The organism is Pseudomonas sp. GW822-FHT02D10 (assembly GCF_058802345.1).
Map to the genome: position 1 here is coordinate 57,712 of NZ_JBXAOB010000007.1, position 13,936 is coordinate 71,647.

Annotated in this window: 8 protein-coding genes and 1 pseudogene; 3 read left to right on the plus strand and 6 right to left on the minus strand. The window is 58.1% G+C overall.

Annotated features, from left to right (window positions below):
* The 3 genes from AC1RPZ_RS13455 (at position 1) to AC1RPZ_RS13465 (ending at position 4,614) form a co-directional block, all read left to right on the plus strand.
* Positions 1-3,099, plus strand: a complete 3,099-nt coding sequence (locus tag AC1RPZ_RS13455) for a multidrug efflux RND transporter permease subunit (protein ID WP_493137536.1) — start codon at positions 1-3, stop codon at positions 3,097-3,099.
* 189 nt (positions 3,100-3,288) lie between these two features.
* On the plus strand, positions 3,289-3,930 hold the full coding sequence (locus AC1RPZ_RS13460) for a DUF1345 domain-containing protein (protein WP_493137537.1): 642 nt from the start codon (positions 3,289-3,291) through the stop codon (positions 3,928-3,930).
* 231 nt (positions 3,931-4,161) lie between these two features.
* Positions 4,162-4,614: a hypothetical protein gene (locus tag AC1RPZ_RS13465; RefSeq protein WP_493137538.1), complete on the plus strand. Its 453-nt coding sequence runs from the start codon at positions 4,162-4,164 to the stop codon at positions 4,612-4,614.
* 68 nt (positions 4,615-4,682) lie between these two features.
* On the opposite strand, the gene AC1RPZ_RS13470 is transcribed toward AC1RPZ_RS13465, so the two are convergent.
* From AC1RPZ_RS13470 to AC1RPZ_RS13495, 6 genes and pseudogenes are all read right to left on the minus strand, one after another.
* A complete protein-coding gene (locus tag AC1RPZ_RS13470; protein WP_493137539.1) occupies positions 4,683-6,881 on the minus strand; it encodes an autotransporter outer membrane beta-barrel domain-containing protein in 2,199 nt (732 codons plus the stop codon).
* Positions 6,882-7,172: 291 nt separating this feature from the next.
* The gene (locus AC1RPZ_RS13475) at positions 7,173-9,242 is read right to left on the minus strand and encodes a hypothetical protein (protein ID WP_493137540.1); all 2,070 of its coding nucleotides are present in this window, start codon (positions 9,240-9,242) and stop codon (positions 7,173-7,175) included.
* A gap of 387 nt (positions 9,243-9,629) precedes the next feature.
* On the minus strand, positions 9,630-10,814 hold the full coding sequence (locus AC1RPZ_RS13480) for a pyridoxal phosphate-dependent aminotransferase (RefSeq protein ID WP_493137541.1): 1,185 nt from the start codon (positions 10,812-10,814) through the stop codon (positions 9,630-9,632).
* Between the two features lie 40 nt (positions 10,815-10,854).
* The gene (locus AC1RPZ_RS13485) at positions 10,855-11,718 is read right to left on the minus strand and encodes a methyl-accepting chemotaxis protein (RefSeq protein ID WP_493137764.1); all 864 of its coding nucleotides are present in this window, start codon (positions 11,716-11,718) and stop codon (positions 10,855-10,857) included.
* Positions 11,713-12,519 (minus strand): annotated as a pseudogene (locus AC1RPZ_RS13490) (MCP four helix bundle domain-containing protein); the annotation flags it as partial. The pseudogene AC1RPZ_RS13490 and the gene AC1RPZ_RS13485, both read right to left, overlap by 6 nt.
* A gap of 182 nt (positions 12,520-12,701) precedes the next feature.
* Positions 12,702-13,844, minus strand: coding sequence for a glycerate kinase (locus AC1RPZ_RS13495; RefSeq protein ID WP_493137542.1), 1,143 nt, complete (start codon positions 13,842-13,844; stop codon positions 12,702-12,704).
* Positions 13,845-13,936 lie beyond the last annotated feature (92 nt).

The window sequence follows — 13,936 nt, forward strand, 5'->3', positions numbered from 1 at the left end:
ATGCCGCAATTCTTTATCGACCGCCCGGTGTTCGCCTGGGTGGTCGCGCTGTTTATCCTGTTGGCAGGCAGCCTGGCCATCCCGCAGCTGCCCGTCGCGCAGTACCCCAACGTTGCACCGCCGAAGGTCGAGATTTACGCGGTGTACCCCGGTGCCTCGGCGCAAACCATCGACGAAAGCGTGGTCAGCCTGATCGAGGGTGAGCTCAACGGCGCCGACCACCTGCTGTATTTCGAATCCCAGAGCAGCCTCGGTGCCGCCACCATCACTGCCACCTTCCAGCCCGGCACCGATCCGGAAATGGCTCAGGTCGACGTGCAAAACCGCCTCAAAGCGGTCGAGTCGCGCCTGCCGCAAGCAGTGACTCAGCAAGGCTTGCAGGTCGAGAAAGTCTCGGCTGGCTTCCTGTTGTTGATCACCCTCACCTCCAGCGACGGCAAGCTCAATGACGTGGCGCTCAGCGATTACCTGGCGCGCAACGTGATGAACGAGATCAAGCGTCTGGACGGCGTCGGCAAGGCTCAACTGTATGGCGCCGAGCGAGCCATGCGGATCTGGATCGACCCGCAGAAACTGATCGGTTTCAACCTGACCCCGGCCGACGTCAACGCGGCGATTGTTGCGCAGAACGCCCAGGTCTCGGCCGGTAGCATCGGCGATTTGCCGACCCGTACCACCCAGGAAATCACCGCGACCGTGCTGGTGAAAGGTCAACTGTCGACCCCCGAAGAGTTCGCCGACATTGTGCTGCGGGCCAATCCCGACGGTTCCACCGTGCGCGTGGGCGACGTGGCACGGGTCGAGATCGGCAGCCAGGAATACCAGTTCTCCACCCGCCTCAATGGCAAGCCGTCGACGGCGGTCAGCGTGCAACTGGCCCCCGGCGCCAACGCCTTGAGCACCGCCACCCTGGTGCGCGAGAAGATGGACGAGCTGGCGCGCTACTTCCCGGCCGGCGTGGAGTACAAGATTCCGTACGACACCTCGCCGTTCGTCAAAGTCTCGATCACCAAAGTGATCTATACCCTCGGCGAAGCCATGTTGCTGGTGTTCGCGGTGATGTTGCTGTTCCTGCAAAACATCCGCTACACGCTGATCCCGACCCTGGTGGTGCCGGTGGCATTGATGGGCACCTTTGCCGTCATGTTGGCGCTGGGTTTCTCGATCAACGTGCTGACCATGTTCGGCATGGTACTGGCCATCGGCATTCTGGTGGACGACGCCATCGTGGTGGTGGAGAACGTCGAGCGGATCATGGCCAATGAAGGCCTGTCGCCCAAAGAAGCCACGCGCAAGGCGATGAGCCAGATCACCGGGGCGATCATCGGCATTACTCTGGTGCTGGTGGCGGTGTTTATCCCGATGGCGTTCATGCAGGGCTCGGTCGGGGTGATTTACCAGCAGTTCTCGCTGTCGATGGCCACTTCGATTCTGTTTTCGGCGTTCCTCGCCCTGACACTCACCCCGGCACTCTGCGCCACGCTGCTCAAACCGATCGCCAAAGGTGAACATCACGCCAAGGGTGGTTTCTTCGGCGGGTTCAATCGGCGCTTCGAGCAAATGACCGAGGGTTATCAGCGCTGGGTCGTTTACGCGCTGAAACGCAGCGGTCGTTTTCTGCTGGTCTACGGCGTGTTGTTGATCGGTCTGGTGTTTTGCTTCAGTCGCCTGCCCTCTTCGTTCCTGCCCGTCGAAGACCAGGGCTACACCATCACCGACATTCAACTGCCACCGGGCGCGAGCAAGAACCGCACGGTGCAGGTGGTCGAGCAGATTGAAGCGCACAACGCCACTGAACCTGGCGTTGGCGACAGCACGGTGATTCTCGGTTTCAGCTTCTCCGGCAGCGGCCAGAACGCAGCCCTGGCGTTCACCACGCTCAAGGATTGGTCTGAGCGCGGCAGCAATGACTCGGCGGCCTCGATTGCCGATCGGGCCAACATGGCGTTGAGTCAGATCAAGGATGCTGTGGCCTTCTCGGTGCTGCCTCCACCGGTTGACGGCCTCGGTACATCGAGCGGTTTTGAGTTCCGCCTGCAAGACCGTGGCGGCCTTGGTCATGCGGCGCTGATGCGGGCTCGCAGCGCCTTGCTGGAAGCGGCCGAGAAGAGCCCGATCCTGATGAACGTGCGCGAAAGTGCCTTGGCTGAAGCACCGCAAGTGCAACTGATCGTCGATCGCAAACAGGCCAACGCCTTGGGGGTTTCCTTCGCCGATATCGGCAACGTGCTGTCCACCGCCGTGGGCTCGGCGTATATCAACGACTTCCCCAATCAGGGACGGATGCAGCGGGTGGTGGTTCAGGCCGAGGGCGACCAACGCAGTCAGGTTGCCGATTTGCTGAAGATCCACGTGCGCAACAACGCCGGGAAAATGGTGCCGTTGTCGGCGTTCGTCCAGGCCACGTGGACCCAGGGCCCGGCGCAGCTGACGCGCTACAACGGGTACCCGGCCATCAGCATTTCCGGTGAGCCCGCACCCGGTCGCAGCACCGGTGAAGCCATGGCGGAAATCGAGCGCCTGGTCGCCCAAGGTCCGGCGGGGCTAGGTCAGGAATGGACAGGTTTGTCATTGCAGGAGCGATTGTCCGGCAGCCAGGCACCGATTCTGCTCGGCCTGTCGTTGCTGATCGTGTTCCTGTGTCTGGCGGCGCTGTACGAGAGCTGGTCGATTCCGACTTCGGTGCTGCTGGTGGTGCCGCTGGGTGTACTCGGCGCGGTGCTGGCCGTGACGTTGCGCGGGATGCCTAACGACGTGTTCTTCAAGGTCGGACTGATCACCATCATGGGTCTGTCGGCGAAAAACGCGATCCTGATCATCGAGTTCGCCAAGAGCCTGTACGACGAAGGCCATGACCTGATCGACGCCACGGTGCAAGCCGCTCGTTTGCGCTTGCGGCCGATCATCATGACTTCGCTGGCGTTCATCCTTGGCGTGGTGCCGCTGGCGATTGCTACCGGAGCCAGCTCGGCGAGTCAGCAAGCGATCGGCACTGGCGTGATTGGCGGGATGATTACCGCAACAATGGCCGTGGTGTTTGTGCCGGTGTTTTTTGTGGTGGTGATGAAGTTGGTGCGCAAGCGACATAAAAACATCTGAACAACATAAATCAACTGTGGGAGCGAGCTTGCTCGCGATAGCGGTGGGGCAGCAGACATCAATTCTGAATGTTACGCCCTCATCGCGAGCAAGCTCGCTCCCACAGGGGTTATCGTCTACCTGCTGACTGTGGTCACAACGGACTGTGCTGAGCTAAGGTGTTGCAAAGCCCTGACGTATCGAGCCTCCATGCCCCACCTCCTGCGCACCCACCCGCGCCTGACCGCCGCCACCCTGCTGGGGGTGGCGGTCAGCCTCCTGGCTCCGGCCGACTCACTCATCAGCAAGATCCTGATCGGCTGGAATGCCGGCGTCTGGACCTACCTGGTGTTGATGCTCTGGCTGACCGTGCGTGCGCGAGCCGATGACGTCAAACGCATCGCCGAAGTCGAGGATGAAAACGCCGGGCTGGTGCTGTTCATCGTCTGCATGGCGGCGATTGCCAGCCTCGCCGCTATCACCTTCGAACTGGCGGGCAGCAAAGACCTGGAAACCAGCCGAAGGCTATTGCACTACGCCTTCACCGGGATGACGGTAATCGGTTCGTGGTTATTGGTCGGGGTGATTTTCAGCGTGCACTACGCGCGGCTGTTCTACACCTGGAACGGCAAGGACCCGGCGCTGCGTTTTGCCGAGGGCCTGTTGAACCCTAATTACTGGGACTTTCTGTACTTCTCCTTCACCATCGGCGTGGCGGTGCAAACCGCCGATGTCGGAGTGGCCACACGCGGTTTACGCAAGACCGTACTTGCGCAGTCATTGATCGGTTTTCTGTTCAACACGGCCATCCTTGGTTTTTCGATCAATATCGCCGCGGGGTTGTTTAGTTGATGAAACGCCTGAAAAATTCAAAAAGCCTTTCAACTAGCGGTTATATGTTTTTGAAATAACATTCCACATACATAAAACCTCACAACAACGACCCACATAAAACACCCTCTGTAAACTGTTATATATGACAGTTTACAGCGCAGTGCGACTGCGTTCTGATTAGTTAATCCATGAGTTAGCGATGGTTATCTATCTGTGGATTCTTTGTTAATTACCAGGGAGAAAGCAACCATGAACGTAGCCGCAAAAAAAACCAGCACACAAGACTACTTCGACGTCACGCTGGAGGGTGCCGACGAGTTCAAGGCCAGCGGGACAGCGCTGCGCAGCAGCACAAGCCCGAACCGGGGTGAAACCTGGGTAGTGGAAGCGACTGAAAGGGATAGCGATGAAAAACGCCTACGGGTATTTTTAATCGTGTTCTCCAAAACACTCTCCGACGGGAATCATCAGGTTGGTGAGGACAGACCAGGCTTCGTTACCATTGAACTCGTTGATTACACGGACCCACAGAACCCGACCAGTCAGCTGGCAGTATCAGGAGATATAGATTTTCAACTCAATGTTGCGGGCAGCCGATTCTCAGGTGCCTTTAACGCGCAGATCAAAAAGAAAGACACTGATGCCCGCTCCACCGCGGCTGATGGCGCATTCGATACCCTGTTAACCAGTGAAAACCCTTAAGTACAAAAGCCCTGTCTCGATAGAGACAGGGCTTTACGATTGCGCAGCGATAAAAAGCTACTCACCCATTACCACTTGAACTGCACGCCCAGCGTCCCGCCAATCGGCATTTCGATGTTCTTGCCGTTCATGTACTCGACCTCGGCGTGTGCACTCCAGCGATCCGTCAGTTTCATGGCAACCCCCGCCCCTACTTCAAAGCGCGATCCGGAGAGGTTATGGCTGAACGCAGTGTCGTTGACCTTGAACTCGTCACCTTTGGAAAACTCGTGGGCCAGCGCCGCACGGACATAAGGTTGCAGCGTGCCACCGTTGGCCATCGGCATGTCACGACCTGCCGTCACCCCCGCCTTGCCCACGAATGAATAGGTCCGATCGCCCTTGGCCTGCATGCCGTTGTCCAGCTCATAGTCCTGGCCCTGAATGAACGCGGTCGTCCACCGAGTGAAGGGTTCGATGAAATAGCCATCGTCGAGTTTGATGTTGCGGCCGAACTCCACGGAGCCGCTCACACCGGTGTTGCCATAATCCCCCTTGGACTTGGTACCATCACTCATCGCGACATCCGCCTTGCTCTCGAAGCGGTTGAGCTTGACGGTACCATCGACATAGTACCCGCTCACGTCATCCATCCAGGTCAGGTAGCTGCCCAGATAGTAACTGTCGACGGTGCCGGAAGAACCGTGGCTCAGACTGAGGTCCGACTGGCTGTACCCGGCCATCACACCCAGCAACCATTGACCGTCGCTCAAAGGTGCATCGACACCCAGCGCGAAGCCTTGCTGGGTTTGCCGATAACCATCGCCGAAATCCCCGCCAACGCTGTACTTATTGCCATATGCGCGACTCCAGGCACCCGACTTGTCGGTGTTGAAGCGCACTTCGCCCATGCGCGTGCGCAACGAGGCGTCTTCGCCGTACAACACGGTGAGCGGCGCACCAAACAAGGCACTGACGACCTGAGTGGAAGGGCTGACAGTGCGCTTGGTCGGATCGAGGAACCAGTCTTTGCCGGCCGCATCCTGACTCAGCCCGTAGGAATAGGTCCCTAGATCGACCGCACCATCGGCATTGGCCAGCGAGAACTGCGCATTTCCCCCTTGTGTGTGCACCACAGTGATCGGCTGGCCGCTGGCTGGATCGACACCACTGCTGGTGATCAACAGCTGATGATTGCCGGCAGTGGTCCCGGTGACGTTCAACAGATCGGTCTCACCCGTGGTGAAATGGGTGCGCATGATAAACAGGCCTTCGCCCGACAGGTTGGTCACATCCAGTTGTTTGTAGTCATTGCCATTATCGGCACCAAACCTGACAGTGCCCTCTGTGTGCAGGTCACCGACCCGGCTGTTACCGGTCAACGTCCATCCAGATTGATGGTCGATACCAACCACGGCTGCGTTCTCCATGCGTCCGATCAAATGTGAACCTTGCTGCAGCTGAACATTCGCCGTGCTGCCCGACTCGGCAATCACATCACCGGTCAGCGAGCCTTGATTGAAGCTCAGGTTCGCGGTGCTGTTACCGGCCACCTGAACATTGCCTTGCAGTGCGCTTGCGCCAACGTTCATGTTGACCGACGCCGCACCCGCGACCTCGAGAATCGTGCCGTTGCCACCCTTGAGGGTCGAGCCATTGCGGACTTCAATTTCCGTCGCAGCGCTGGTCGCACCAGCGTAATCGACAACAATCGCCGACCTCGTTCGACCTTCCACGCTTGAATTGTCCAGCACCAGCTTACTGGGCTGCACATCGGCACGTTCAAGACCGAACACCACGCCATCCTGGCCACCGATGATGTGGCTGCGATTAGTGGCAGACACATTGCCATTCAATATCGAAAGCCCAGAGCTCGTTGCTCCGGTGCCTTCCAGTGTGGTATCCGATAACCCAAGGGTGCTGAAGGCTGTGACGCGAGCGCCTCCTGTTTCACCGCTGATGGTACTGCTGGTCACCGTTGCGGTAGACCCGGTGGTAGAGCCATTCACATGGGCGACTTGCAGACCCAGGCGGTTGCTATTGATGGTGCTGCCGGTAATGTTCGCGGTGCTGTTGGACAGTTCGACACCGGCCCGGCCGCCGATACCGTTGACGGTTGCGCCCACAAGATTGACCGTTGAACCACCCACGGCCGAGATCTCGAAGGTCGACATGCCGTCGACCGTTAACGTTGCCCCCTGGGAAAGCCTCCAGCTCTCGGTCAGCCCAGGGGCGCTGACCGTACGGCTTGTGCCGACCAGGTCTGCTGCACTGGCATAAGGGGGCATCAGCGACACAAGAGCCAGTGATGGTGTACAGAACCCGATGAAAAAGGGGCTCAGGCTAAACCGTTGCATTAACGACATGATGAAATTTCCGGATGATAGTCGCGGACAGAGATTCGGTAGGGTTGTGACCCTTCCCGTGATGGCCGGCAGACTACGGCGATAGCTGACACCGGTATGTAGGACTAATCATCAATACCAATGAGATTGTTCCCGCATCGTTTGAATAGAGTCATCAAAAAAAGAGAGAGGCGTCGGACCTCTCCCTTCTATTTTTGAAACGACACCTATTTATTAAAGTGTTGGTGTTCCCTCACAATAGTTACCACCAGAACCCAGCAGCGCCACTTCATTCAAAAACTCAAGAGACTTGGTCTGCTTACCACTTACCGGCACGGTGTACCAGATCTTGATATAGCCATTTGGAAGACCAGAGGCTTGCGTTGGTTGAATGGGTTTGATTTTTGTCAAGTACGGTTGAATATTCACCTGGAACACTCCACCGACCTCTCCTCCATTGATTGGATAGTCCTCAAAGAACTCGGTACCTAAGATCTCATCAAGCCCGGCAGCGTCCGTAGTACCGATTGAATGCACCGTGACAGTGGTGCCCGTTGGCATGTGTGTAGAATCAATAATGACGGTCACAGGCAACAGGCGATTTGTTCCAGAGCCCGACACGCTTCTGCAGTTCACTACCCGCTTCTTGCCACCACTACCATTACCATCATCGACTTCATAAGTGGGTGCCGTAGGTGCAGGAAAAGTAACGGAGACTTCATCAATCGTTACTTCGGTTTTCGGAGAGAACATGACGTTGCGACCGCCGTCTTCCTCGATGCTCCACTGGGCAATTTTTTTGCCCGGCCCGGCGTTATCAATGACGTCGGGACTCATATCAAATGTACGGTCTTCCTCTGGTACAGGCCCCCCCCTAAGAGCAAAGCTTGCGACTACCTTGCCGTCGAACCAAAATTTTAGAATTTCATCGCCGTACGATTGCCAGGGATCTGTCGGCTTAGTCAAGGTGCTCTTGATAGTCACCGGCTTTCCACGGTCGGCCGCGGTTACATGATTCAGTGTTCCGGAGCCCCCTAAAACATCAACGGGCACCATCTCACCGTTTTCCAGTTCCGGCAGGTTCGGGTTGACCGGGCCTCTGTACGTGAAGTCAATGGTGAAATCTCGTTCAGGCGATTTACGAGGGGTCTCAATACCGCGCTTCAGGTAGTAATAAAGTTTAGTGTCAACCAGAGCATAAGGATCGGTGATCAAGTGCTTGAGGTGAATGTAGTTCAATGTGAACCGAAGTTGAGTCCCCGAGCCCATCGGCAACTGTTGTACAGGAGAGGCATCCGTGTCTACACACAGTAAAATGTCATCGTTATCCAATGCATGTAATGGGCGCTCTACGATGACATAAACAGGTGACTCGAGATCCTTGAAGTCCAGTACATCCGGCAATACAGCTTTGGGGATTGTGGGGGCAAGCAGCACAGGTTCAGGTCGCAGGTTTACTTCCAACGTACTGGCGAATGAAACTTTACTGATATTCCCTACGCTATCGGTCAAATTATAATAGACATAATATTTCCCTGTCGTCGGCGACCCCAAATCTGCAACAGGAATATTAACCAGACCGCTGGGAGGTAACGTTGTGGAATACGTCGGTGTTGGCGGAGCGGTATCCGAATAAGTATCCGAGACAAAAACCCGAACGGTATCATTGGTCCGGTAGAATGGATAAGTGGCGTCAATAGTCAACTGAAGTTCAGTATTGGCCTTGAGCCAAGCGTCATCAATTACATCGCCGGGTACATTTCGATAGATTGGTTTCGGGCCCGAGCTACGAACGCCATCAACTTTGCTTTGATAAGGCGCAAACTTGTCAGCTCTAAGCTCCAGCGGGTCAGAATGATCAGAGTTCCCTGTATCACCACGCCAGACTCTGAGCCTTAACTTGTAAAAGGTTGAGTAATTACCCCCGTCATCATCAGGTATTTGGTCGGTCGGTAGCGGAAGATTGATTGGGTAAGTCCTTGGCGGTGGAGGTAAAAGCACGGTTGCACCAATAACTACCCCACCCTCAGGATCATCCACATTTCGCTGATCGTACAAAACGAGTTCAACCTCATCACCCCTTTTTTCTTCAATCATCCCCATCATTTTAACGGTGAGTTCAGGGGTATCCAGTAGCGCTTTAGGCACCAGCCCCTCTTCAATCAACCCGTCAATTTCCGGTTTCTGATTATTCGCCTTCGGACCTGAAAGGTTGAAAGAGCGATAGTTGAAGCGAGATTGTTTGGCAACAATTTGTGCGGCGCTGAGCTTCGATACTGGCCCCAGACTTTCTTTAGCAGTCATTTCACGTTCTCCATCACAGTTGAACTGATGTATGTCCGGGTCGATAAAACCCAAGAACAATCCACTTTCCTCTGGGCAACATTCAACGTGCGCCGAGAGGCGTTTTGTCGGTAACGTTCTGCGATCAATAACATGCGCCTGCTTCTTTCAGAATCCAGTGCCGGCGATGTCTCTTTGATAACCGAGAGGGGGTCTGCAACCCTTGCTAGAAATTAAACGCCCTATCCCCGACACCGGCTACTGTCAGATCTGACAGGTCTAACGACCGTCTGTCGGTTTAATGCGACTTTTCTCACAGGCGCCTAAACGCCGACCCGATGACGCGCAGCTGAAACGCAGGCGTATCCGGGCAATCGGCATGGGGGGTTGAAGGAGTGGGTAGCGAGGTTAACGATGGGTTTTCAGCAAGTCTGCCGCGCAGCGTACGATCCGGCGGCAGGCTTCGGCCAGGCGCTGTTGGTCCAGCACCAGCCCAATGCGGATATGCCCCGCCGCACTCGGCCCGAACGCTTCACCGGCCAGTACTGACACGGCATAACCTTCCAGCAATTTCTCGGCGAACGCCTGCGCGCCGACTCCGGTCTGGCGCACATCGACCATCACGAACATCCCGCCATCCGGGACGACCGGGTTGATGCCCGGGCAGTCGCTCAAGCGCGCGCACACCAGATCACGCCGTGCGCGGTACTCGTTGCGCATCAGTTCGAGCTCCGGCAAGTCAGCCTCCAGCGCCACACACGCGGCGTTCTGCACGAAGTCCGGAAGGCCAAAGAGCATGCACAACGACAGGTTCTCCAGGTGTTCGGTCAGCGGCTTTGGGCCGATCACCCAACCGACTCGCCAGCCACTCATGGCGTGGGATTTCGACAGACTGTTCACGGTCGCCGTGCGTTCGGCCATCCCCGGCAGGCTGGCCGGACTGATGTGCTCACCTTCATACAACAGGTCACTGTAGACCTCGTCGCTGATCAGCCACAGGTCATGCTGGATGCACAAACGCGCCAGGGCCTGCCAGATCGGCAACGACAGGCTGGCCCCGGAAGGGTTGTTCGGACTGTTGAGCAGAATTGCGCGGGTTTTCGGGGTGATCCGTGCGGCGACATCGGCCGGGTCAACGCGAAAACCGTTCTCCGGCCGCACCGCAATCGGCACCACTTTCGCCCCGCAGGCGCCGAACACGCCTTCGTAAGTCACGTACATCGGTTCGGCGACCAGCACTTCATCACCCGGGTCGAGCAGGCATTGCACCACCGAATACACCGCACACTGCGCGCCCGGCAGCACCAGCACATGGTCGGCATCCACCCGCTGACCGCTGCGCCGGGTGTGACGACGGGCGATGCTGGTGCGCAGCGACCGCGTGCCGCGCACTTCCGAATAGTGGGTATCACCGGCCAGTAAGCTGTCGATGGCCGCCTGGACGATCGGCTTCGGCGTATCGAAATCCGGGTCGCCGACCGACAGCAGCAGTACATCGACGCCCCGCTCGCGCAACTCCAGCGCTCGGTAGTGAATCTGCCAGGCATCGGCTCCGTCACCGGCGATTCGTTGGGTCAAGGCTGAATAGCGCATGTACTTCTCCTGTCGCGCACACTCCACATTGAACCCTATCTCAAATCACGAAACGCGCCACCATCGCATTCAAATCAACCGCCAGACGCGACAGCTCATGGCTGGCGGCGCTGGTCTGGTTGGCACCGGCGGCCGATTGGGTGGCCAGATCGCGGATGTTCACCAGGTTGCGGTCCACTTCGCGCGACACCTGGGCCTGTTCTTCCGAGGCGCTGGCGATCACCAGGTTGCGCTCGTTGATCTGGTGGATCGACTGGGTGATCTGCTCCAGCGCCACGCCGGCAGCACGGGCCAGTTCCAGCGTAGAGTGAGTGCGCTGGTTGCTTTGCTGCATGGAATCGACTGCTTCGCCGGTACCGTTTTGAATCCCCGCGACCATTTTTTCGATTTCCTGGGTCGATTGCGCGGTGCGATGCGCCAAGGCGCGGACCTCGTCTGCCACCACCGCGAATCCGCGCCCGGCTTCACCGGCACGCGCCGCTTCTATGGCGGCGTTGAGTGCCAGCAGGTTGGTTTGCTCGGCAATCGCCCGAATCACGTCCAGCACCTTGCCGATATCGCGGCCCTGAGTGGCCAGGCCTTCGATCATCAGCGAGGTGGTTTGCACGTCATGGGTCATGGTCTGAATCGCGTTAACGGTTTCCACCACGCGGTCGCGACCTTCGCGGGCGGCCTGGGTCGATTGATTCGACGCTTCGGACGTCGACACCGCATTACGTGCGACCTCTTCCACGGCGGCGGTCATTTCGTTGACGGCGGTCGCGGCCTGTTCGATTTCGTTGTTTTGCTGTTGCAGACCGCGTGACGCTTCCTCGGTCACGGCGCTGAGCTCTTCTGCCGCAGCACCCAGCTGATTCGCGGAACCGGCGATCTGCTCGAGGGTTTTGCGCAAGTTGGCTTGCATGGTCGACAAGGCGCCGAGTAAACGCGCCGGTTCGTCCTTGCCGTCGACTTCAATGGGTTGGGTCAGGTTACCGCCAGCGATGGATTCGGCCGCGGCAACGGCACGGTTCAGCGGTGTGACGATGCTGCGGGTCAGCAGCCAGGCCAGCAACACCGTCACCAGCGCGGCGATCACCGACACCGCGATGATGCCGTTGGTGGCGTAAGAATATTGGTCGCCGGCTACGGCATCGGCTTCGGTTGCGCCCGCCTGGTTAATAGCGATCAGCTTGTTCAACTGCTCGCCCATCAAATCGGTACCTTCCTTGATACGCGTATTGATCAGGTTGCGCAGGTCATCGAGTTTGTTCTGCCGCGACAGGTCCATCATCTGGCTTTGCGCTTGCAGATAGCTGTCCAGGGTGGCGGCAAAGGTTTTGTACAGCGCCGCTTCCTCCGGGCCGGCTGGCAGGGCTGCATAGCTCTTTTGAGCTTGCCTGGCCTTGTCAGCGAGTACGGTGATGCGGGTTTCAGCTTCTTGCAACCCGGCCGCGTCGCGGTTGACCAGCACACGGAACGACAGAATGCGCATGCGCAAAACGCTCTCCGAGATATTCCCAAGGAAGGCTACGCTGGGCAGTTGGTTGGTTTGCATGTCGATGGACGCCTGACGAATGATCGACATTCGATTCGCGGCAAATACGCCGAGCCCGATGACCAGCAACGCAATGAAAGCAAAACCCAGGAAAGCTCGAGGCGCGATATTCATGTTACGCAAAGACATAGGATAACTCTCGGGGCAGTGAAGTCTTTGAGCATCCATGCAGTGAACGCTGGCAGGCAGGGGATCGCTCCCGGCGTGCAGGTAGGCGACTTTGTCTGGGGGGGTGTGCGCCTATACCCTGTATCGGCAGGGCTTTAGGTTTTATGCAGGCGCGAGAGAAATATATTTCTGGACATGACAAGTGTTTCAAGGGTGAAACACTTGTCAGGCAATGACTGTCATCAGTCCTTGCGAAGCGCCGTGCGCCAGACACGGGCGATGTCCCGTGCTCGATCACGCAACAGGCACGGGGCGTCGGTGCAGGCTTGCTCCAGTGTCATGGGCCCGGACGCGAGCGCGAATGCTGCGTCCACACCCTGTTCGTACATTTGCTGATAGCCCTCGCCGAGGGTGCCGGCGATGACAATCACCGGCACGCCCTGCTGTTGGGCGATACGCGCCACGCCAAATGGCGTTTTGCCGCGCAAGGTCTGGGCGTCGAAACGGCCCTCGCCGGTGATCACCAGATCCGCATCGCGCACCGCATCCGCCAGGCCAACCAGATCGGCAACCACTTCCACACCCGCGCGAAATTGCGCGCCGAGAAACGCCTTGGCGGCAAAACCCAGTCCGCCCGCCGCGCCACTGCCCGGCTCGTCACGCAGATCGTTTCCCAAGGCCTGGGCACAGAGCCCGGCGAAATGCCCAAGGGCCTGATCCAACTGTTGAACCTGCTCGACCGATGCACCTTTCTGCGGGCCGAATATTGCTGAGGCACCGTGGGGGCCGCACAGTGGATTGTTGACGTCGGCGGCGATCTCGAAGCGCACGTTGGCCAAACGCGGATCCCTGTGACTCAGATCGATCTGCGCCAGTTGCGCCAGCGCCAGGCCACCCGGTTTCAATGTCTGCCCCCGGTCATCGAGCAAGCGCACACCCAGCGCCTGCAACGCACCGGCACCCGCGTCGTTGGTGGCACTGCCGCCGATGGCCAGGATGATCCGCTGCGCCCCCGCATCGAGTGCCGCGCGGATCAGTTCGCCCGTGCCGAATGTGCTACTGATGCACGCATCGCGCTGGCCCACCGGCACCAATTGCAAACCGCTGGCCTCGGCCATTTCGATGATCGCGGTGTGGCTATGAGGCAACCAGCCCCAATGCGCCTCGACCTGTGTGCCGAGCGGCCCCCGTACGGTGACGCTGCGTAGCTCACCCTCGCAAGCGGCAAGAATTGACTCGACCGTCCCTTCCCCGCCGTCAGCCATCGGGCACTTGACCAGCGTCGCGTCCGGCCAGACCTCGGCCAGTCCCAACGCGATGGCGTCGGCCACGGCTTCGGCACTCAGGCTGTCCTTGAACGAATCAGGGGCGATGACGATTTTCATGTGAATTCTCCAGTTCCAATGGAGCCCATGCTGCCAGTTGAAATGAACAATAACGCCGGTCCGTTGCACAAGTGCAGCAGGGGTTTATTGTT

Bases quoted from the DNA above. Each gene is read 5' to 3' on its own strand.
- AC1RPZ_RS13495 (WP_493137542.1), bottom strand. From the start codon at position 13,844: ATGAAAATCGTCATCGCCCCTGATTCGTTCAAGGACAGCCTGAGTGCC.
- AC1RPZ_RS13475 (WP_493137540.1), bottom strand. From the start codon at position 9,242: ATGACTGCTAAAGAAAGTCTGGGGCCAGTATCGAAGCTCAGCGCCGCA.
- AC1RPZ_RS13455 (WP_493137536.1), top strand. From the start codon at position 1: ATGCCGCAATTCTTTATCGACCGCCCGGTGTTCGCCTGGGTGGTCGCG.
- AC1RPZ_RS13460 (WP_493137537.1), top strand. From the start codon at position 3,289: ATGCCCCACCTCCTGCGCACCCACCCGCGCCTGACCGCCGCCACCCTG.
- AC1RPZ_RS13485 (WP_493137764.1), bottom strand. From the start codon at position 11,718: ATGCAAGCCAACTTGCGCAAAACCCTCGAGCAGATCGCCGGTTCCGCG.
- AC1RPZ_RS13470 (WP_493137539.1), bottom strand. From the start codon at position 6,881: ATGCCCCCTTATGCCAGTGCAGCAGACCTGGTCGGCACAAGCCGTACG.
- AC1RPZ_RS13480 (WP_493137541.1), bottom strand. From the start codon at position 10,814: ATGCGCTATTCAGCCTTGACCCAACGAATCGCCGGTGACGGAGCCGAT.
- AC1RPZ_RS13465 (WP_493137538.1), top strand. From the start codon at position 4,162: ATGAACGTAGCCGCAAAAAAAACCAGCACACAAGACTACTTCGACGTC.